General features: G+C 56.2%; 21 protein-coding genes and 1 tRNA gene. 9 read left to right on the top strand and 13 right to left on the bottom strand.

Going from position 1 to position 21313, the window contains the following annotated elements:
• The first annotated feature begins 1 nt into the window (after position 1).
• The 4 genes from VNX88_01480 (at position 2) to VNX88_01465 (ending at position 5660) form a co-directional block, all read left to right on the top strand.
• Complete coding sequence (locus VNX88_01480; protein HWY67299.1) at positions 2-1333, top strand: Nramp family divalent metal transporter; 1332 nt, start codon at positions 2-4, stop codon at positions 1331-1333.
• A gap of 347 nt (positions 1334-1680) precedes the next feature.
• Positions 1681-4536: an aconitate hydratase AcnA gene (gene acnA, locus VNX88_01475; protein HWY67298.1), complete on the top strand. Its 2856-nt coding sequence runs from the start codon at positions 1681-1683 to the stop codon at positions 4534-4536.
• A 265-nt stretch (positions 4537-4801) separates the two neighbouring features.
• Complete coding sequence (locus tag VNX88_01470) at positions 4802-5011, top strand: hypothetical protein (GenBank protein HWY67297.1); 210 nt, start codon at positions 4802-4804, stop codon at positions 5009-5011.
• 43 nt (positions 5012-5054) lie between these two features.
• Positions 5055-5660 (top strand): Fic family protein, encoded by a 606-nt coding sequence (locus tag VNX88_01465; protein ID HWY67296.1) that lies wholly within the window; start codon positions 5055-5057, stop codon positions 5658-5660.
• A gap of 119 nt (positions 5661-5779) precedes the next feature.
• Here the strand turns inward: VNX88_01465 and VNX88_01460 are convergent, their stop codons facing one another.
• The 9 genes from VNX88_01460 to VNX88_01420 form a co-directional block, all read right to left on the bottom strand.
• Complete coding sequence (locus VNX88_01460; protein ID HWY67295.1) at positions 5780-5974, bottom strand: hypothetical protein; 195 nt, start codon at positions 5972-5974, stop codon at positions 5780-5782.
• A 270-nt stretch (positions 5975-6244) separates the two neighbouring features.
• Positions 6245-7297: a GTPase ObgE gene (obgE, locus tag VNX88_01455; protein HWY67294.1), complete on the bottom strand. Its 1053-nt coding sequence runs from the start codon at positions 7295-7297 to the stop codon at positions 6245-6247.
• Between the two features lie 293 nt (positions 7298-7590).
• The gene (gene rpmA, locus VNX88_01450) at positions 7591-7851 is read right to left on the bottom strand and encodes a 50S ribosomal protein L27 (GenBank protein HWY67293.1); all 261 of its coding nucleotides are present in this window, start codon (positions 7849-7851) and stop codon (positions 7591-7593) included.
• Positions 7852-7900: 49 nt separating this feature from the next.
• On the bottom strand, positions 7901-8401 hold the full coding sequence (rplU, locus tag VNX88_01445) for a 50S ribosomal protein L21 (protein HWY67292.1): 501 nt from the start codon (positions 8399-8401) through the stop codon (positions 7901-7903).
• A 198-nt stretch (positions 8402-8599) separates the two neighbouring features.
• Positions 8600-9010, bottom strand: coding sequence for a GxxExxY protein (locus VNX88_01440; GenBank protein ID HWY67291.1), 411 nt, complete (start codon positions 9008-9010; stop codon positions 8600-8602).
• Positions 9011-9061: 51 nt separating this feature from the next.
• Positions 9062-11029 (bottom strand): threonine--tRNA ligase, encoded by a 1968-nt coding sequence (gene thrS, locus VNX88_01435; protein ID HWY67290.1) that lies wholly within the window; start codon positions 11027-11029, stop codon positions 9062-9064.
• Positions 11030-11152: 123 nt separating this feature from the next.
• Positions 11153-11560, bottom strand: coding sequence for a VOC family protein (locus VNX88_01430; GenBank protein HWY67289.1), 408 nt, complete (start codon positions 11558-11560; stop codon positions 11153-11155).
• Between the two features lie 41 nt (positions 11561-11601).
• Positions 11602-11690: transfer RNA gene (locus tag VNX88_01425), tRNA-Leu, on the bottom strand.
• 155 nt (positions 11691-11845) lie between these two features.
• Positions 11846-12418 carry a YceI family protein gene (locus tag VNX88_01420; protein HWY67288.1) on the bottom strand — a complete coding sequence of 191 codons (573 nt, stop codon included), beginning with the start codon at positions 12416-12418 and terminating at the stop codon, positions 11846-11848.
• 132 nt (positions 12419-12550) lie between these two features.
• Here VNX88_01420 and VNX88_01415 point away from each other — a divergent pair, with 132 nt between their 5' ends.
• The gene (locus VNX88_01415) at positions 12551-13204 is read left to right on the top strand and encodes a hypothetical protein (protein HWY67287.1); all 654 of its coding nucleotides are present in this window, start codon (positions 12551-12553) and stop codon (positions 13202-13204) included.
• 190 nt (positions 13205-13394) lie between these two features.
• Here VNX88_01415 and alr read toward each other — a convergent pair whose 3' ends face one another.
• Both alr and VNX88_01405 read right to left on the bottom strand, forming a co-directional pair.
• Positions 13395-14552 carry an alanine racemase gene (alr, locus tag VNX88_01410; protein ID HWY67286.1) on the bottom strand — a complete coding sequence of 386 codons (1158 nt, stop codon included), beginning with the start codon at positions 14550-14552 and terminating at the stop codon, positions 13395-13397.
• 226 nt (positions 14553-14778) lie between these two features.
• Positions 14779-15909 (bottom strand): CBS domain-containing protein, encoded by a 1131-nt coding sequence (locus VNX88_01405; GenBank protein HWY67285.1) that lies wholly within the window; start codon positions 15907-15909, stop codon positions 14779-14781.
• Between the two features lie 76 nt (positions 15910-15985).
• On the opposite strand from VNX88_01405, the gene rsmD reads away from it, so the two are divergent.
• Positions 15986-16540, top strand: a complete 555-nt coding sequence (gene rsmD, locus VNX88_01400; GenBank protein HWY67284.1) for a 16S rRNA (guanine(966)-N(2))-methyltransferase RsmD — start codon at positions 15986-15988, stop codon at positions 16538-16540.
• 105 nt (positions 16541-16645) lie between these two features.
• Here rsmD and VNX88_01395 read toward each other — a convergent pair whose 3' ends face one another.
• Positions 16646-17197 carry a hypothetical protein gene (locus VNX88_01395; GenBank protein HWY67283.1) on the bottom strand — a complete coding sequence of 184 codons (552 nt, stop codon included), beginning with the start codon at positions 17195-17197 and terminating at the stop codon, positions 16646-16648.
• 255 nt (positions 17198-17452) lie between these two features.
• On the opposite strand from VNX88_01395, the gene VNX88_01390 reads away from it, so the two are divergent.
• Genes VNX88_01390 through VNX88_01380 form a run of 3 tightly spaced genes read left to right on the top strand, consistent with a single transcriptional unit; the run spans position 17453 to position 20412 of the window.
• Positions 17453-17860, top strand: a complete 408-nt coding sequence (locus tag VNX88_01390) for a RidA family protein (GenBank protein ID HWY67282.1) — start codon at positions 17453-17455, stop codon at positions 17858-17860.
• Complete coding sequence (locus VNX88_01385; protein HWY67281.1) at positions 17857-19200, top strand: amidohydrolase family protein; 1344 nt, start codon at positions 17857-17859, stop codon at positions 19198-19200. Before VNX88_01390 ends, VNX88_01385 begins: the two co-directional genes overlap by 4 nt.
• A 12-nt stretch (positions 19201-19212) precedes the next feature.
• Entirely contained in the window at positions 19213-20412 is a 1200-nt protein-coding gene (locus VNX88_01380; protein HWY67280.1) for a D-alanine--D-alanine ligase family protein, read from the top strand.
• A 245-nt stretch (positions 20413-20657) separates the two neighbouring features.
• On the opposite strand, the gene VNX88_01375 is transcribed toward VNX88_01380, so the two are convergent.
• Positions 20658-21293, bottom strand: a complete 636-nt coding sequence (locus VNX88_01375; protein ID HWY67279.1) for a DNA-3-methyladenine glycosylase — start codon at positions 21291-21293, stop codon at positions 20658-20660.
• Positions 21294-21313 lie beyond the last annotated feature (20 nt).

Raw genomic sequence — 21313 nt, 5'->3', positions numbered from 1 at the left:
AATGAGCAGCAGCACGTCTACACCGGCGAACAACGTCTGGAGCCTTAAATTCAAGGCTTTGCCTGCCTTCCGCAGCGGAGAGCTCTGGTACTACTTCGGACCGGCATTCGTCGCCAGCGTCGCGTATATCGATCCCGGCAACTTCGCTACCAACATCGAGGGCGGGACACGATTCGGCTATTCCCTGCTCTGGGTGCTGCTGTGGTCGAATGCCATGGCAATACTCATTCAATACCTCTCGGCAAAGCTTGGAATTGCCACAGGGCTTACCCTGCCTCAGAACTGCCGTGCCAACTTCTCTCGCGGGATGACTCTGTTTCTGTGGGTCGCAGCCGAGTTGGCGGCGTTAGCTACTGACTTGGCTGAATTTCTCGGAGCTGCTCTCGGCTTTTATTTGCTCGTCGGACCTACGATGCTGGCGCATGGCTTGGAAAAGTCTACCGTGCTCATGCTGGCGGCGCTTGCCACTGCAGTTCTCGTCTTCCTGATTCTCGCGCTGGAACTATACGGATTTAGGAAGCTCGAAGTCGGCATCATGATATTCGTGTTTGGTATCGCTGCCTGCTATGCCATTGAGATCTTCCTGGCAAAACCAAACTGGGCACAGGTCGGCTATCACATTCTTGTGCCGGAGATTGGGTCAGAAAGCATTTACATCGCAGTCGGCATGCTCGGCGCGACGGTGATGCCGCATGTGGTCTATCTGCACTCTGCGTTGGTGCAGGGTCGCGCACGCAAGGCGCTCGAAGGATGCCCGACGAGTCAACGGCTGCAGCGCCTGAAACACCTGCAGTTCGAGATCATCGACGTGTTCGCCGCTATGAACGGCGCCTGGCTGATTAATACGGCCATGATCGTAATGGCCGCTGCGGTGTTCTTCACCCATGGCCAGCGTGTCGCCTCCATCGAAGAAGCCCACCAGACCCTCGCGCCACTACTCGGTGGAGTTTCGGCGATGGCCTTTGCACTGGCTTTATTGTTGTCAGGTCTTTCGTCCTCAACGGTAGGAACGATGGCAGGTCAGGTAATCATCGAAGGCTTCCTGAACATTCGTTTCAGCGTCTTCCTGCGCCGGTTTATTACGATGATTCCGGCGTTGGTCGTGATTGCCATGAAACTGGATCCGCTGAAAATCCTGGTCCTCTCACAGGTTGGATTGAGTTTTGCGCTGCCGTTCGCACTTGTGCCGCTGATCATGCTCACGCGCCGCACAAAGGTCATGGGAGAACTGGCAAATGGGCGGACTACAAACGTGCTCGCTTACGCCTCGGTGACGGTGATCATCAGCCTGAACATGTTGCTGCTGTATCAGATTTTTGGCGGGAAGTTTTGATGCCTTTTCACCACGGAGACACGGAGTCACGGAGAACAGCCGGGTGAAACCACGAAGGACACGAAGGATCACGAAGTATTCGGAATGGAAACTGCAACTCTTTATTCCTGTCATCCTGAGTCCCGCCGCGGCGGACGAAGGATCTCCCGGAATGTCTCAGGCTTCTATGCCACTTGCTGGCTCTTTCACCAGAATTCTTGGCCGAAGAGCCAGGATATAGCATTCAAGACTGACGCATCGCGGGAGATCCTTCGTGCCCTTTGTGGTTTCACCCCGGCCTTCCTCTGTGACTCCGTGTCTCCGTGGTGAAAAATGAGGTTTAGGAACATCTAATTGTCAGGTGACTTATGAATTCATTTGGAGCGCGCAGCGCTCTGCGCGTCGGCAGTCGGCAATTCGAGATTTACCGCATTAACGTGCTCGACAAGCAGGGCGGCTCGACGCAGCACCTTCCCTATTGCATGCGCGTCTTGCTGGAGAATCTGCTGCGGACCGAGAACGGAAAATCCGTCACGCAGGACGATATTCGTTTCCTGGCGCAGTGGCAGGCGTCGGCTGCGCCTTCGCGCGAGATCGCATTTACACCCGCGCGGGTGCTGATGCAGGACTTTACTGGCGTACCTGCGGTCGTTGACCTGGCAGCGATGCGCGATGCGATGAAGAAGCTGGGAGGCGATCCGAATGCGATCAATCCGCTTCAACCTGCCGAACTGGTGATCGACCATTCCGTGCAAGTCGACGAATTCGGAACACCAAACGCGTTTCATACGAATGCGCTGCTCGAATTCCAGCGCAATCGCGAGCGGTATGCGTTTCTCCGCTGGGGTCAATCGGCATTCAACAACTTCTCGGTCGTGCCGCCGGACATGGGCATCGTGCACCAGATCAATTTGGAGTACCTCGCTCGCGTTGTCTTTCCGCAAGTAGTCGACGGGGCGCTGCAAGCGTATCCCGACACGCTGGTCGGCACCGATTCCCACACCACCATGGTGAACGGCTTGGGCGTACTCGGCTGGGGTGTGGGTGGAATCGAAGCCGAGGCCGCGATGTTAGGACAGCCTGTATCAATGCTGCTTCCTCAAGTCGTCGGCTTCAGGCTCACAGGCAAGCTCAAGGAAGGCTCGACGGCTACTGATCTCGTGCTGACCGTCACGCAGATGCTTCGCAAGACCGGTGTTGTGGGCAAGTTCGTCGAGTTCTTCGGCGAAGGCCTCTCCGAACTGCCTTTAGCCGATCGCGCGACGATCGCCAACATGGCGCCCGAGTACGGCGCAACCTGCGGCATCTTTCCAGTCGATATGGAGACGCTGCGCTACCTGCGCATGACCGGGCGTAGTGACGAGCAAATAGCTCTGGTTGATGCCTACTGCAAAGAACAGGGCCTGTTCCATACCAAAGACTCGCCGCACGCAACCTATTCGGAAGTGGTGGAACTTGATCTCTCAACCGTGGAGCCGAGCGTCGCCGGACCACGCCGCCCGCAGGATCGCGTTCGCCTGTCGCAAACGGCGGAGAACTTCAAACACGAGTTGCCGTCACTGCTCGGACCGGCGGCAACGAAGTCCGCAGCGCGTCAGGTGATGCGCTGGGAAGGTGAGGGCGGAAATCCCGTTGGCAATGGCAACAGCGCGAATGGCCACAAGGAAGACGTTGCTGAAGCTGTGGGGGATAAGCATCACATGGACGTGAGCCAATATCTCGACCACGGCTCAGTCGTAATCGCTGCCATCACGAGCTGCACAAATACGTCAAATCCATACGTGATGATGGCTGCCGGACTGTTGGCCAAGAAAGCGGTCGAGCGCGGACTCTCGACACCACCGTGGGTAAAGACCTCGGTTGCTCCCGGATCGCGCGTGGTGACGGAGTACTACAAGAAGGCCGGATTGATGGAGTTCCTCGACCGTCTCCGCTTCAGCATCGCCGGCTACGGATGCACAACCTGCATCGGCAACTCGGGCCCGCTGCCCGCCGACGTCTCCAAGGCCATCGAGGATCATCAGTTGGTGGTCGCCTCCGTGCTGTCTGGCAATCGCAACTTTGAAGGACGCATCAACTCCGAGGTTCGCGCCAACTACCTGATGTCGCCGCCGCTAGTGGTGGCCTATGCGCTGGCAGGACGCATCGATCACGATCTGCTCACCGAGCCGCTGGGGAAAGACCGCCAGGGCAAGGAAGTCTATCTACGCGATATCTGGCCGAGTCATAAGGAAGTCGATGAGGTCGTGCGCAAGTGCATCGACTCGGAAATGTTTCGCAGCAACTACGCGAACATCAGCGAAGGCGATGAGCACTGGAAGAGACTGAGAGTCCCCAAAGGGGACACGTATGCCTGGGAGAAGGATTCGACCTACATTAAGAAGGCTCCATACTTCGACGACATGCCGGTAAAGCCCGCTCCCGTCAAAGACATCGTTGGAGCCCGAGTGCTCGCGTGGCTGGGCGACAGTGTCACCACAGACCACATCTCTCCGGCCGGATCGATTAAGCAAAACGGCCCTGCCGGAAAGTATCTGATCGAGCATGGCGTAAAGCCGCACGACTTCAACTCGTATGGTTCCCGTCGCGGGAATCACGAGGTGATGGTGCGCGGCACCTTCGCTAACGTTCGCCTGCGTAACAAGCTCGCTCCCGGCACTGAAGGAGGCGTGACCCGCTATCTTCCGACGAATGAAGTGATTTCGATCTTCGACGCTTCGATGAAGTACCAGTCCGCCGGTGCGCCGCTGATCATCCTCGCCGGAAAAGAGTACGGATCGGGATCCTCACGCGACTGGGCCGCGAAGGGGCCAAAACTGCTCGGAGTTCATGCCGTAATTGCACAGAGCTATGAGCGCATCCACCGCTCTAACCTGGTTGGAATGGGAATACTTCCCCTGCAATTCCTTTCCGAAGAGGATCCGGAGGCGCTGGGTCTCAACGGCGAAGAGATGTACGCGATTACCGGATTGCGCGAACTACTTGATTCGAAGTTCGCGTCGGGGCGTCATGTGAGCGTCCACGCGCAGCGAGGGGATGGCACGGTAAAAGAATTCGAAGCTACGGTGCGCATCGATACGCCACAGGAGATCTTGTATTACCAGCATGGCGGGATTTTGCAATTCGTCTTGCGGCAGTTGCTGGCAGGTTGGGAGAAGCCGAAGGTGGTCAGTCGAGGGATGAGTACCGTGGCTGATCCGAGCACGGGGAGCAGCACTACTTGAGCCGCGGCTCTGCGTTTCATTTATTACATCCTCGCAGTTTGCCCAACGGACGAAATTGCGCACCCGCAAAGCTAGCAAACGCCGCGTAACAAACCGTCCGTTTGTAGCGGTTTAAGCGTAAAATTTAAATGGTGACTCGCAGAGTTGAACCGAGTTAATCCACAGACACCCTTGATAAGACGTTGACAATATTGGGCTAAACAGTATCATTCGTTACGCCATACGGGGAATTCGGCATCGAACAAAGGGAGAAAGGGGCAAGACCATGGCAGACAGAAAACCATTCATCGGAGGCCTCAAGGTTGACAAGGAATTGCAGGGGCTGCTGGAGGCGTCGCGCAAGACACCGGTAACTGAAGAGGAATTGCGCGAACAAAGGATCAGCTTCGCCTACGGCAATGCCCCTGCCAATGCGAAGAGCATTACAAAAGACAGCGTCCGCAAGGCATCGCAACACATCCTGCTAACCAAATAGACAGCTTAATGGCCCGCGTTTCCAACCGTGGGCCATTTCCTACATGTCCGTACGCGAGAAAGACAATCCGGACCTCTACAATCGAATACAAGAGCAAAATCTGCTTCGCCAATACGACCTACTCACAAATTGCATTGAGATAGGACTTGAAAAGGGCATTGAGGCATTCGACAAATACACCCTTTGGGCATTGAACTACGCTGCCGTAGCGAACATAGCTCAGTTTGGCGGGCGCTTTCGGGAGGAGCTCATTTACGTCAGCGACCACGTTCCACCTCGATACGAACAAGTACCACACGTAATGGATTTGTTTTTTTCCTTCATCCATGAGAACTGGACGGTTGAAGGCATTGGCGATCATCCGACCGGCCTGGCGGCTTATGCATTATGGAGACTCAACTGGATTCATCCCTTCGTAGAAGGGAATGGCAGGACAGCCAGAGCGGCCTGCTATTACTTGACGTGTCTCAAACAGGGGCGAGTTCTTCCTGGTAAGAAAATCGTTCCGGAACGCATACGAGAAAACCGCGATCCCTATTATGCTGCGCTAAAGGCGGCAGACAGGAAATGGGACGAAGGGCAGATCGATGTTTCCCTCATGGCAGATTACCTCGCGCGCCTGCTCAAGGGTCAACTCTCCGAAAAATAAATTCAAAACTGAGACACTACCGGATGTTCGGCAAATGTTCTGACCTGGGGAGGCGTATCTTTTCTAGGTTCGTATGCAATTGTCGTCAAATCACAGCTGAGGTCGGCGTGCCACAAGGGTTAAATCCCCACGCCGTATTCCGTCCCGTTGAACGTGCGGTCTTCGCCAGCGTGGCTGAAGCTCTCGTAGGGCATGCGCTTGGCGAGGCGCTGCTTGCGCAGTTCGTTTCCAAGATAGAGGGCGCCGGCCACGACACCGAGTCCGATGCCTGTCCACATGAGTATCAAGAGTGGGCGACGGAGATTGAAACTCATATTAGTGGCGCTTCCCTTCGTCCTTTCAGGAACTACCCTCGTCACGAATTCAAGCCGTCTCACAAGTGCTAGAGCCATCACTTATAGGATGCTCTCACATGGTCCACGTTTGCCGAATTTGTTCAGAAGACGAGATTACCAAAGTGAGACGCCGGGTACTAGCTTGAAGGTGTGGGATGGTGTTGCACCATGCACCGTACTAGCAACACACTGCGTGGTCTCCCAATCGGCTTGGAGGAGACGCAGCATGCTGCGTCTCTACCGTCGTAACTAAGCCGGCAGAGAATGGCTCTCGCTGCTCGCATCTGGGGTCGCGCGAATCTCCTTAACGCGCTCACCGACCGCGTATTTCAGCTTCTCGATACCTTCACCGGTAACGGCTGAGATCGCCATGAATGGCAGCTTTTGGCGTGAACAGAAGCGCTTGAGCTTGGCCAGCTTGTCGAGATTGGCGGTGTCGATCTTGGTGGCGACTACGATCATCGGCTTCTGCTCCAGTCCCGCTCCCCAGCTCTCGAGTTCGTTCATGATGACTTTGAAATCCTCGACGGGATCGGGACGCCCGCTTGCATCCGACACATCGATGAGGTGCAAAAGGAGCCGCGTGCGTTCGATGTGACGCAGGAATTGTGTTCCCAGTCCATGGCCAGAACTCGCGCCTTCGATCAGGCCAGGAATGTCGGCAACAACGTAGCTGTCGTCGTCCGGAGGTTTCCCGGTGGTTACGACTCCGAGATTCGGCTCGAGGGTGGTGAAGGGGTAATCCGCGATCTTCGGCCGCGCTGCCGAAATACGTGAGATCAGCGTCGACTTGCCGGCGTTGGGATATCCAACCAGACCGACATCGGCGAGCAGCTTCAGTTCCAGCCGGTAATTGCGCTCTTCGCCGGGACGACCGAGTTCGTGCTCACGCGGAGCCTGGTGAGTGGGAGTAGCGAAATGCTGATTGCCGCGTCCGCCGCGTCCGCCGCGAGCAATTACCAAGCGCTCATCGGGACGTGAGAAATCGTGAATGCGCTCGCCGCTGTCGGAGTCATAGAGAATCGTCCCCACGGGAACTTTCAGGATGACGTCGTCCCCTTCTTGTCCCGTGCGATTCGATCCCTCGCCGTGTCGCCCGCGTTCCCCTTTGTACTCGGGATTGAAGCGGAAATGAACGAGGGTGTTATGGCGCTCACTCGATTCCATGACGACATCGCCACCGTGTCCGCCGTCGCCGCCTGAAGGTCCACCCCGCGGGACAAACTTCTCCCGACGAAAGGCCATGCAGCCGTTCCCGCCGTCTCCGGCTTTTACCCGAATTTTGGCTTCATCGATGAACATTATGAAACTGTCATCCTGAGGCCCTCTATTAGCCGAAGGATCTCCGGCGATGCATCGGACTTATATGGAATTTCCGGCTCTTCGGCGAGGACCCTTGGCCAAAGAGCCAGGACGCAGCAATTAAGTTCGAGACATTCCGGGAGATCCTTCGGCCAACAGAGGGCCTCAGCATGACAGATGCTGAAAATGGGCATTTCACGAGCAGCCACCGAAACAACAAAGCCCCGAAGCTCGGGGCCTTGCTTCTGTGATTTTGAAATCGACCGCTCAAAAACGAAGCCTTTAGCCAGCAGCTACGCTTCCGCCGGTTCCACGAGCACGAAACGGCCCATGTTGCCGCGATCGACGAAGCGAATTACGCCGTCAACCTTGGCAAACAGCGTATCGTCCTTACCGCGACCGACATTCTTGCCGGGCTTCAAACGCGTGCCGCGCTGGCGCACGATGATCGAGCCGCCCGTCACTAACTGTCCGCCGAAAGCCTTTACTCCAAGCCGCTGCGCATTTGAGTCCCGGCCGTTCTTGGAACTACCTAAACCTTTTTTGTGTGCCATTGATTTCTCTCAGTTCAAATCTTTGCCGCGAACGATTTGCGGCTCGAAACTATTTCTTCTTCGGAGCCTTCGCGCGTGCGCGTGCTGCGGCCTTACCGGAACGCGACTTGCTGCCCTTCGACGCCTTGCCTTCGGCTCCGGCGCGAGCCTTCTTGCCTGCTTTTTGCTCCGTCTGCTTGCTGGCCATCTCTTTCTTCTCCTTTTTCGGCTTGGATGCCGGCAATTCAGGAGCGGTGAACTTCTGTCCGTCGAAAGAGATTTCCGTAATGCGGACAGCGGTGTAGGCCTGTCGATGTCCCTGGAGCTTCTTATATTGCTTCTTGCGCTTGAAATGGAAGACCAGGATTTTGTCGCCGCGGCCTTCCTCGACTACGCTGCCAACCACGCGCGCGCCGCTCTGCGGCTTCACGATGGCGCCGGGCTGGCCGGATACGGCTAGAACATCGGTGAATTCGACGCTACCGTTCTCAACCGGCTTCTGGTCAACTTTGATTACGTCTCCGGGTGCGACGCGAAACTGCCTTCCCCCGGCGCGGATCACCGCGTACATAGGCTTTTCCTTCTTTGTAGAAGTTGCTTGCTGATTCCTACCAGCCGCTCAGAAGGCGACCACCCTCAGACGAGGATGCTTAGGACAGACAAACCTAGTAATTCTAACGTGCTGGCGGGAATTGGGTCAAACTGGGGAACGGCGAACACGAAGGTCACGAAGGATACACAGGAGGTCACGAAGGTTTTTTGGGGAGCTTCACTTCCAGCTATAGCCGTTTACTACACGCCGAATGCCATCCTTCAGATGTTCTACGTGGAAGTTGATTAGCAGCCCGAGCGGCTTGTTGTTCAAGCGCAAGTATGAGAGCAGTTGGGCTTTGTGAACAGGAGCGATGGCTTCGACACACTTGAGCTCAACGATCACAAGATTTTCAACAAGCAAATCAACTCGATAACCGAGTTCTAGACGCACTCCCTCGTAGACCGCCGGAAAGCCAACCTGCGACCGAACTGACAAGCCCGCGCGTTGCAGCTCATACGAAAGAAAAGCCTCATACGCACTTTCAAGCAAGCCTGGCCCCACTGCAGAATGGACCTTCATCGCGGCACTGATGATCTCGCGACTAATCGAATGCGGACTCCGCGCCGTCCTGGGAGCGGTACTCATCGTGACCTCTTCCGTTGCCTTCGTGACCTTCGTGTTCGCCGTTCCCCGGCCTCACCCCAAGCTCGAAGCCCGCGATCCTATCAGGCTCCGTACACGAGCCACGAAAGCATCAACGCCCACCTTGCCCTCATCGCCCTTGCCCCGAACCCGCACGCTAACCTCTCCAGCTTCAGCCTCCTTATCACCTACCACGAGCAGGAACGGCACCTTCTGCAACGTGTGTTCGCGGATTTTGGCGTTCATCTTTTCGTTGCGGGCATCGACGTGAACACGTACTCCGGCTGCCTTGAGCTTCTCAGCCACTTGCTCGGCGTAGGAAGCGTGGCGCTCGGAAATTGGGATCATCACTACCTGCGTCGGCGAGAGCCAAACCGGGAAATTGCCGGCGTAGTGTTCGATCAGCACTCCGAAGAAGCGCTCGATCGAACCGTAGAGTGCGCGATGGACCATCAGTGGCTGCTTGCGGGAGCCGTCTTCGGCTACGTATTCGAGCTTAAAGCGTTCGGGAAGTGTGAAGTCGAACTGCACGGTCGAGAGCTGCCAGAGGCGGCCGATGGCGTCCACCAGCTTTACGTCGATCTTCGGGCCGTAGAATGCAGCCTCTCCGGGAATCGTCTTGTAAGGGATGTTGCGGCGCTGCATTGCTTTTTCCAGCGAGGCAATTGCGCGCTCCCAGTTTTCTTTCGATCCGATGTACTTACTGGTGTCGTTCGGATCCCAGATCGAGAGTTCGACTTCGTATTTGTCGAAGCCGTAGGTGTTGAGTACCGTCAACGCAAAATCGATGCAGCCCACGATCTCGTCTTCGATCTGCTCGGGCGTGCAGAAGATGTGCGCATCATCCTGCGTGAAGCCACGCACCCGCAGCAGACCGTGCATCACTCCGGAACGCTCGTAGCGGTATACCGAGCCCAGTTCACCGAGGCGCACCGGCAAATCACGATAGGAGCGCAGCGTGTTCTGGTAGATCAGGACGTGTCCCGGGCAATTCATTGGCTTGAGCTGATACTCGGCGTCATCGAGTTCCATCGGCGTGAACATGTTCTGTGCGTAATAGCCCTGGTGACCGCTGGTCTTCCAGAGATCGACACGCATCACGTGCGGCGTGTATACCAGCGAGTAGCCGCGCTTCAGGTACTCCGCGCGCATCCAGTCTTCCATCTCCTTGCGGATGATGCCGCCTTTCGGATGCCAGAAGATCAGGCCCGGTCCAGCCAGCTCCTGAATGGAAAAGAGATCGAGCTGCTGTCCCAGCACGCGATGATCGCGCTTCTTCGCTTCCTCGATCGCGTTGAGATACTGCTCGAGATCTTTCTTCGCGTAAAAGGAGGTTCCATAGATCCGCTGCAGTTGCGGGTTCTTCTCGTCGTTGAGCCAATAAGCTCCAGCCAGGTTCAGCAGCTTGAAAGCCTTGATCCTTCCCGTACTGGGAATGTGAGGCCCGCGGCAGAAGTCGACGAACTTGCCGTTGCGATAGAACGAAACCTGGTTCTCGCCCTCGGTGTGCTTCTGGATGAAGTGAACTTTCATCCAGTCGTTCTCCGCTTCGTACTGATGAATCGCCTTGTCTCGCGGCACGTACTCGCGGACAAATTTCTCATCGCGCTCCACCACATCCTGCATGCGCTGCTCGATTCGCTGCAGGTCCTCGGGAGTGAATGGCGTTGGACGGTAGAAGTCGTAGAAAAAGCCGGATTCAGTCGGGGGGCCGTGACCAAGCTTCGTCTCAGGAAACAACTCAGTAACGGCGGTGGCCAAGACATGAGCCGAGGAATGGCGAAATACTTCGAGCGACTCGGGATCTTTCTCCGTCAGAATCCGCACTTCAGCGTCCTCTTCAATCGGCCGGTTCAGATCGACAACTTTGCCGTTCACCTTGGCGGCGAGAGCTGCATCAGCCAAGCGCGGAGAGATTGATTTGGCGACATCGTATGCGGTGGTGCCGCGAGGGAGTTCGCGCGAGGATCCGTCGGGCAGAGTGATCTTCAGGGTTTGAGAATCTTGAGCAACTTCGGGCATAAGAATGCGACCTAGCCTTTGGGCGGTAAACGTTCAGGATAACGCAATTGGAGACTGCTTTTAGGGCAGAGCCGCAGCCGAGGGCGGCTGTGCCACAAGGTTAAAAACAACCTGCTGCGCTTTTTACTTATTGTGCTGTGAGAGCGACAAAACGTTTCCGTCCGGATCCTTGAACCAGGCAACGCGAGCCTCGCCCGGAAAAGTACAGATCGCGTTCTTGTCCTGCGGCATTCCCGGATATCGTTCGAAGGCGACCCCTCGCCGGACGAGTTCGGCAACAGCCGATTCAATATCCTCCACTTCCCATCCCAAGATGGTGAACTGTGCCGGCGTGAACTGTTTGAGTTTGCTGATCCGCAACATCGTTCCGTGGGCATCGAATACGAGGGCGAATCCGTCATCCTTCACAAAACGAAAGCCCAGGGTCTTGCTATAGAAGGCCTTTGCCTTTTCTGGCTGAGTGGTGATCGCGAAGCCGATTAGCTTCGACAACTTGAAGGTCGAGGCTTTCTTAGTCTTAGGAGAGGGCATAAGAGACTCCCCGAATCAGGGTGGGGAGTGTATCACTTGCTTGGTGCCGGGAGGGGGGGTCGAACCCCCACGAGGGGTAAACCTCGGCGGATTTTGAGTCCGCTGCGTCTGCCAGTTCCGCCATCCCGGCTGATGGTAGGCACAATCAGGTTAGCACGCGGTAAGCGTTAACGTGGATCCGGCCGCCCCGGCCGGGTTTTGACGTTATGGCTCTGCTGGCAGCCAAGAATTCCTGGTTGGCATTCAAGACCAACACCCGGGTGAGGTCGCCCGGATCCACGTTCGCTATCTCGCCGGCACAATCACGAAATCTATCTTGAGCTCATCCTTCACCTTCACGGTCCCACCTGCCGCGCTCACAGGCTTAATGCCAAATTGGGATTGCTTGACGGTCGCCTGGCCCGAATATGTTTGCCCTGCGCGGTCATAAAGTTCCAGGCGCACTTCTGCGGTTACGGGATTCACGTGTCCGTGAAGTCTCAAGTTGCCAGTCACGTGCCACTTACCGTCCTCGAGCTTCTTAACCATTACCGACTCGAATCGAATCTCGGGAAACTTCGTGCTCTCCAGGACTTTCTCCTGCATGTCCTTCTGGACAGCCGCCTGATCCTTTTCGGGAAGGACTTGCAGCTTCGCCGCCTCTACGCGAAACCAAATGTGGCCATCGCCGGAGTCGTCGATCGCACCTTCGGCAATCGGTGCGCTGACCTCATGCTCGTGTCCGGCAGCGGAAAAGAGTCCGCTCTTTCCCACATGGATCGTGATCTTGCTGTGGGCGGTATCGATGCCTCGATCTTTGGCGAGAAGAATCGGAGAAACCAGCAGCGTTAACCCAATGGCAATAAAAGCCTTCTTCATAGGTTCTGCAGCTCCAGCGTCGTAACTCAAAGTACATCGTACATTCGTGCCAGGCGGACGCAACTTTCACACTGGCGGCGCGTTTCACTCACAAGTAGAGTTCAGCAGAGGTTGAGCTCTTCGAGGAGAGACATGCGTAACTTTAGATTAGAAGCAGCGGCCGCGAGCATCCTGGCTAGCCTGCTCATGTTCGGCGGTGCTGCAAGCGCACAATCCACCGGCACTTCAGCAACGACTCCCACCCCAGCTAACCAATCTGATATCAACAGCGACCGTCGCGATTTGCGCAAAGATAAGCGCGATCTTCGCCACGATCGCCGTGATATCGCAAACGACAAACAGGACATCCGCGGCGACCGCAAGGACCTGCGGCAAGACCAGAAAGACATTACGAATGACCGGCGAGACCGCAATCAGGATGTTCGCGAACTGAACGCAGATCGCCGCGACCGCAACAAGAACGAGGCCCAGCTGGACAAGGCCCAAGCCAAGTACCGCAGGGATCTGAAGAACGGCGATACCGACGATCTAGCCAAGGACAAAGCGAGAATCGCGAAGGATCGCAGTGAAGTCAGAGGAGACAACAAGGAAATCACTGGCGACAAGCGCGACGTTCGCCACGATCAGGCTGACATCAACCATGACCGTGCCGACATCCACAGCGATCGCAAAGATGTGCGGAGCGATTACCGAGATGTCCGTCACGATCGCAAGGACGTGCGTGCGGACAAGAGAGACATCCATCGTGACCGCAAGGATCTGAGAAAAGATAAACGCGGAAAATAGTTGTAGACGTGCTGAAAATCGCGAGCCTTCGGGCTCGCGATTTTTTTCAGTCTAACTATCATCTTGAGAATAGAAGAGAGGCGAACACGAAGGTCACGAAGGCAACTGCGAAGGTCACGAAGAAACAACCACGTTCTTTGTGACCCCTTCTTTTGCCTTCGTGACTTTCGTGTTCGCCTCTCAAGGAACTCTATACATACCTTCTCGGAACTCGCTTGCCGATATTGCACAGAACTTCGTAGGCGATGGTTTGAGTGCCTGCTGCTAAGTCTGCGGCCGTGATCCTTCGCCCATTCTGCTCGCCGATCAGCACGACTTCATCGCCGATCTGAGCTCCGGAAATTTTGGTTATGTCGACCGTGGTCACATCCATGGAAACCTTCCCCACGATTGGCGCGAAGTCGCCACGTATCAGAACTTGTCCGCGGTTTGAAAGAGCGCGGCTCAAGCCATCCCCATATCCAACCGCCAGCGTGGCGATGCGCGAGGGAGCCTTGGCTACGGAGGTAAGGTTATATCCGACTCCCTGGCCTGCCTCGATGTCTCGGATGTCGATGATGCGAGTCTTCCAGGAGAGCACCGGCTTCACTCGCGGTTGCTGCGTCTCTGCAGCTACTCCAAGTGCGGTAACGAACGGCAGGTAATAGCCATACAGAGAGATACCCGGCCGAACCAACGCGGTTGAATCACGTAGGCCGTGCCATGACTCCTTGCGAGCAACGACGGCCGCGCTGTTCGCAAGGTGTAAACATGCAGGCCGGATATGCGCTGCTGCGAGTTGTTCAAGGGCACGCTGGTATGCGGTGAGTTGAGCCTCGACGTCGGGCGCATCGACCACCTCCGCCGATGCAAGGTGCGAATGCAATCCTTCAATGCAGATTGATTTCGCCTTGCGCGCAGCCTCCAGGACATATCCCAGATTCGCAGCGGAAACGCCTTGGCGGGCCATTCCCGTATCGACTTCGATGTGCACCGGGAATCGATCTTTGCGTAATTTGTCTGCGGCCCTATTCAACTCGGAAATCTGTTCGGCGCTCCACACCGCTGGCGTGAGGCTGTGCTCAACCACCGCTTCACCTTCACCTCGCCAGATTCCGCTCATGAGAAGGATGCGTCCGGCGATGCCTGCGCGACGCAGCTCAATTCCTTCATCGGCAGATGTGACTCCGAACCACGAGGCGCCAGCGGCCTCCAAGGCACGCGCGCACTCAACGCCGCCGTGTCCATAGGCATCGCACTTCACAACGGCGCAGACGGCCGCGTGCGGAGCAACGAAATCACGGATCAGCTTGTAGTTGGTGACGAGAGTTGGGAGCGAGACTTCGGCCCATGTGGGTCGGGTCGGCATGAGTTCAGTCTAGCAAGTGGACTTTCCTGGTTCTCTACGGAAGGCAGAATCAAAAACAACGGCAAAATCTCACGCAGATAGACGCAGATTTGAGGGATGCACGCGGAGTTGTTACAGGTGTTTCGTGGTACGGCTTAGACGCATTGCCTTTTTTTCTCTCAAAGAATCCGCGTTTATCCGTTAAATCCGCGTGAATCTGCGTGAGCCTTTGCCGTTGCTTTTGCTTCTAATCTTCATCTAGCTTCTTTAGCCGACGGGTTTCGGCCAGCAGTCCCATATTGTGACTGAGGTTCTGGAGTGTCACGATGCCGACTAGCTTCTGCTGATCGACTACCGGAATCATGGTCAATCCGCGGATTGTGATTTTGCGAAAGGCAGTCGCCAGTGACTCGCCCTTCTGGCAGACTTCGAGCACGCGGTTCATTACGGACTGTACGTAACCGTTCCCCTCTGACCGGATGGCGTCGAGGATCTTTTGTCGCGTAATCGTGCCTACGAGATCGCCGCTGCGCACGACGGGAAAGTCGTCCTGGAGCGTGTGTAGCGCTTTCTCGAGGGCGTCCTGCAGGGTGTCCGCGGGGGAGAGCACAGCAAAGTCGGTGAGCATGATCTCCTCCATGCGCACGCTGGAGACTACCGACTGGAACAACAGGCTGCGGTCTTCAAGATGAGCGGCGATGAAGACACAGAAACCGATAAGCATCGCCCAGATGTTTCCCGCGATGAAGCCCATGACCGTGAGCAGCATCGCGAAGCCCTGACCGTAGCTCACGGACTTGCGCGTGGCTTCTTCCCAAGCATTCGGAACATCTTTGCTGGCGTTCTGCGCCAGCCAAACCCGCAATACCCTGCCGGCCGCCAGCGGATAGGCAGGAACGAGATTCAGCAATGCCAGCAAGACGTTAATCCAGACCAGACTGCGGGAGAGATGTCCCGAATGGATGTAGGGGAACACGAACAACTTTTGCTGAGCCAAGGTAACGACGAACGCCGCCGCAATTCCGGCGACAATCAAATTAGCCGCCGGTCCTGCTAGAGCTCCGCGCGCTTCTTGCGCAACGGAAGTCTTGCTGCCGCCAGCATGTTCGGAGGTTTCTCCCAATACCACTCCTCCGATCGGCAGCAGGACAAGACGCTGTAACCGGTCCCGTTTCACCGGCGTGAAAAGCGCGCGCGCCACCTCCTGAACCACGACAGCAGCCAGCACGATAAAGAACAAGGCGATGCCACGAACGGCATCCATTCCTGCCTTTGTCGTCTGCGTTATGAGGAGGGCCAGCAGCAGGAAAAACGTGAGGTGCAGACGCACTTCAATACCAAAAAACCTGCCTACCGGGATGGACCAAGCGCGAATCAATGATCTGAAAAGTATTCTCTGAGCCAATCCTTCATTGTAAAGAAATTGACTCCAATTCTGTACATTGAATGAATCTATGCGCGTGATAGCTGGGCGGTATCGCAGCCGAAGGCTGGTCGCTCCTTCTGGCTCGAACACGCGTCCGACTTCCGACCGATTGCGCGAAACCCTGTTCAACGTTGTTTCAGCAGGGATTCCCGACAGCGTATGGCTAGATCTTTTCGCAGGCTCCGGCGCCGTGGGAATCGAGGCCCTGAGCCGCGGGGCGCGCCAAGTGTACTTCGTCGAAAGTGCTGCACGCGCCGCGAAGACCATCCGCGCGAACCTTCGAACTCTATCTATCATCGAAGGCTTCGAGGTTCAGGAGCGAGACGCGATGCAAGCGCTACGTGCGCTCGATGCGGCCGCCGTAGTGTGCGACTTCTGCTTTGTCGATCCTCCTTACGCTGAGAACATGGCCTACGAACTGAGCCTGGGCTTTCTATCTCAATCTCGACTCCTGACGCCCAAGAGCGTGGTGATTGCGGAGCACGACAAGCACTCCGATCTGTTGGATAGGTACGGAGCGCTGCAGAGATTTCGACGATTGCAGCAGGGAGATGCGGTGTTGAGCTTTTACCGGCTGGGGTGAAGAGGAATATTCAGTTGTCAGTTCACAGTAGTCAGTAAGAGCTCGGATCGTGGTTGCGATGCGCCTTTTTTTACTGACAACTGACTACTGTGAACTGACAAACTCCTACATGAGCAATTCGCGCGTCGTGTTCGCGATGGGATGCTGCATCACGTCGAGCTCGTTCTTCACCATGTTGAGCCCGCAGACGCAGTCTTCGAAGCGTTCGGCAAGTTTGCCGAATAACGGCGCGGCATTGGCATATTCGAACAGATCAAACTTGGAGACGATGTAATAGCTCTCTTTACCTGCCTTGATGAAATCAATCAGGCTCTCGAGCCGCTGACGGCGCAGCCGGGTCTGGTTGATGCTGTCCGGGAACATGCCGGCGAAGAACAGGGTGTAGTCGCCGATGTGCTTGCGGACGGCGCGCTCGCGGTCGAAGGAAGGCGCAGCGCCGAAGATGGGATCGGACTCGAGCAGCAATTCGCCGACATCGGAAATCGGCCGCCCGGCGGCATTGCGGATCTTGTAAAGCTCCTCCGCCTGGCAGAAATTCGTCAGCATTTCAGAGATGTAGTCGGTTAGACCAGCATCCCGCAATCCGATGGTCGAGGCAAAAGTCTGGGCCACCAGTACGCCGAAAAAATCCTGTAACACCTTCGATCCTGAGTTCACCTGCACTCCTCCTGCGTTCCGCCGGTTACCTGAAGTACGATTCGCGGCTACGGTTGGACGCTTTCAAAGAAGTACTTGCTTATATCAACACTACTTACATCGACAGGTTTCCCGACGCAACAACAATTCGTTCACGTACTAAAGTTTGTTAGCACTGTGACCACGAGAGTGCGAATGCAACATCGTCCCGCGAAGTGCTAGAGCAAATGTGAGTTGCGGAGACGAAGTGCATTTAGAATGGCGAGCCATCAAACTATGTCACGTACTAATTACTCAAGTGGTACACCTTGGGAGCCCGTAATCGGCTATTCGCGCGCGGTGAAGATTGGCCGGCAAATCTGGCTCTCCGGCACCACGGCGACGAATGAACGTGGAGAGATTGTTGGCCTCGGCGATGCGCCGGCTCAAGCGCGCCAGACAATCCGCAACATCGAACGCGCGTTACAGAAGGCTGGGGCCTCGCTCAGGGACGTGGTGCGCACGCGCATGTTCGTCGTGCGCCACGAAGATGCTGAGGCGGTGACGCTGGTTCATGGCGAGTTCTTCAGCAATATTCGTCCCGCCACATCTCTGCTGGTGATTCAGGCGCTGCTCGATCCCCGCATGCTAGTTGAGATCGAAGCGGAAGCCATACTTCCCGAAAATTCGGAGGCAAAAGGATGAAGTGTCTGCAAGCGCTGTTCTTGTTGCTCGCCGTTACAGGTATTGCTCAAACCACTCCCAACACAACCGGCACCATGGGCACTCATGCTACGTCTGAGGCGAAGACGATTGTCATACGCGCCGGTACGCTCATCGACGGAACCAGCGCGCAGCCGAAAAAGAATCAAGTAATCGTGATTCGCAGCAATCGCATCGTCAGCGTGGGCGATGCCGGTTCGGCGCAGGCTCCCTCGGACGCGCAAACTATCGATCTGAGTCAGGCGACGGTGCTGCCGGGGCTGATCGATACACACACGCACATCTTCCTGCAGGGCGAGGATCCCGCCGAAGGCGGATACGATGTGCAGTTGCTGAAGTATCCAGCGTCGTTCCGCGCAGCTCGCGCGACAGTGGCGTGTCGACGCGCGCTCGACGAGGGCTTCACCACGCTTCGAGACCTTGAAACCGAAGGCGCTGGATACGGTGATGTTGGCATTAGGCAAGCTATCGAAGGCGGATACATTCCTGGACCGCGACTCTTCGTTGTCACTCGCGCGATATCGACAACAGGCGGATATCCGCTGGAAGGCTATGCGCCGGAGATTGTCGTTCCCAAAGGAGCGCAGTTGATCGACGGTCCTGTGGAAGCACGCAAAGCTGCGCGCGAGCAACTCGACAATGGCGCGGACTGGATCAAGGTCTATATGACCCATCGTTCATGGGTGGATGACAAAGGCAGCCTCGTCTCGCAGCCCACTCTGACTCTGGATGAGATCAAGGCAATCGTAGACGAGACTCACGGATGGCACCGGAAAGTCGCATGCCACGCCTACAACGGCGTCGGACTGCAACGCGCGCTCGATGGCGGATGCGATTCCATCGAGCACGGCCTCGAGATCACCGACGCGCAGATCGCGCAGATGGTAAAGCAAGGCACCTGGTTCGTGCCGACGATGTCCGTCTATTACTCCCACTGGGCGGCGGAGAACACCGATGATGGGCGCCGCGATCGTAAGCGAGCCGCAGTCCATGGCACCTCGTTTAACAAAGCCTTGAAGGCGGGAGTCAAGATGGCCTTCGGCACCGACGCCGGCGGATTCTCCTGGAACGAACCCATCGCACAGGAATTCGCCCGCGAAGTCGAATTCGGCATGACTCCGATGCAGGCCATTCAAAGCGCCACTTCCCGCGCTGCGGAGTTGCTCGACAAGCAAGGCAAGCTGGGAGTGATTGCACCGGGCGCTTACGCAGATGTAATCGCGGTGAGTGAAGATCCGCTGCGCGACGTGAATGCACTTAAGAATGTCACCTTCGTCATGAAGGATGGAGAGGTGTACAAGTCGGCGACCGCGAGTCGGTGATACATTTCGGAAATGGCGGCTAGAAAACTCCGGATTGGCGTGCTCTTCGGCGGTCGTAGTGGCGAGCACGAGGTCTCACTGCTCTCGGCAGCGTCTGTTCTCAAGGCGATCGATCGCACTAAGTACGATGTCGTTCCCATCGCCATCAGCAAGGAAGGACGCTGGCTTACTTCAGGCGAATCGCAAAAACTGCTGAGCGGCTACGGAGCGCAAGAGAATCCGCGGCATCTTCGCGCGGGCGATCCTGAAAGCACACCCGGCGCAGCTCTTCTAGCGCGCGGCGATTCCGTCATCGTGCCTCCTGAGCCCGGAGGACAGCGTCACTCGCTAATTCCTTTCGAAAGCGGAGCTGCGCCGGAACATCGTCCAGCACACCAGGCCATCGATGTCGACGTAATCTTCCCGGTGCTTCACGGAACCTTCGGAGAGGATGGGACTATCCAGGGCCTTCTCGAACTCGCCGGTATCCCTTACGTCGGCGCTGGCGTACTCGGCTCCGCCGCAGGCATGGATAAAGATGTGATGAAGCGTCTGTTTGCCGCGGCCGGACTGCCTATCGTGAAGCATGTGACCGTGCTTCGCAGCCAATGGGAGAAGGAGCCGAAGAAAGTTACAAAAGAGATCGAGTCGAAGTTGAAGTATCCGGTCTTCGTAAAGCCCGCCAATCTTGGCTCCTCGGTGGGCATTTCGAAGGCGCACGACCGCAAAGAACTCGGCCCGGCCATCGATCTGGCGGCGAGCTTCGATCGCAAGATCATCATTGAGCAGGGGGTTGGAGGAAAGATGAAAAAGGCCCGCGAGATCGAGTGTTCCGTATTGGGAAATGACCAGCCAAAGGCCAGCGTTGCCGGCGAGATCGTCCCGGTAAAGGAGTTCTATGACTACGCGGCCAAGTATCTCGACGAGGGCTCGGAGCTGCTGATACCAGCCAGGCTTTCGAAGAAATTGGCGAAGCAGGTGCAGCAGATGGCAATTGACGCCTTTAAAGCCGTCGACTGCGCGGGACTCGCGCGGGTTGATTTCCTGCTCGATCCCACCAGTGAAAAGCTCTACTTGAATGAGATCAACACTATGCCTGGTTTTACCGCCATCAGCATGTATCCGAAGTTGTGGACGGCGAGTGGATTGGAATATTCCAAACTAATCGATCAATTGATTCAGCTGGCGCTTGAGCGCCACGATGAGAAGGCTCGCAACAGTTATAACCGCTAGAGTAAGCATGAGGTCAGGATTCTGTCAGTCGATTCCTTCCGCTGAACACTCTCCATGGACTGTCATCCCTCGCTCCGCAGCCACACTGATAATCTCAACGAATTTTTCAACGCGGAGCGGGGGATCTGCTGTTGTTCGTGAATGCTGGAATTCTCGTGAGCGCAGAAGACAGCAGATCCCCCGCGCAAAGAACGCGCAAGGGATGACAGTCTTGGAGGGGTTTGGTTGAGAATGATCAAATGACCTTACCTCTTACCGGAAACAAAGGCATTTCCCGCAATCAGATATCTCAACGGCATGTCGTGTGACTTCGTAATCCCGATACGCGCGGTCTCGCGAATTTCCCTCGGTCGCCAACCGTCCTCAACAATTTTGAGCGGCGACTCTGTTCTATAGAGCTCTTGCCCATTGAGTCCTTGACGCGTAATTCTCAGCGCCTGACATACGCGTCCAGGACCACTCGTCAGCATTCTCAGTCCCGAAACGGAATGCAGACGTTCCGGATCTAAGCCACGAGCTTCAGCCATCTGCTCTAATCCTTCCAATGGCTCAATAGCCCGCAGCAGCACACAGCCAGCCTGTCCTTCGGGCATGCAGGAAAAATTCAGGCAATAGTGCACGCCGTAAATGAAATACACATACGTATGGCCCGGTGGTCCAAAAATCACTTGGTTCCGTTCGGTCTTTCCGGCAGCCGAGTGCGCCGCGAGATCGCCTTCACCGAGATAGACCTCAACTTCCACAATCCTGCCGGAGAGTCTGTTCTTCGCACTACCGGACACTGTACGGACGAGAATTTTGCCCAGCAACTCTCGTGCTACGATTCGTGGGTCACGCGCATAAAACCGCTGCGGCAGGACGCGTTCGCTGTTTCCGGGCATTTACGTCTTAGATTACCTGC

The organism is Terriglobales bacterium, assembly GCA_035567895.1.
GTDB lineage: Bacteria > Acidobacteriota > Terriglobia > Terriglobales > Acidobacteriaceae > Gp1-AA112.
The sequence above is the reverse complement of the archived record's forward strand: the minus strand, read 5'-3'. Positions and strand labels throughout refer to the sequence as shown.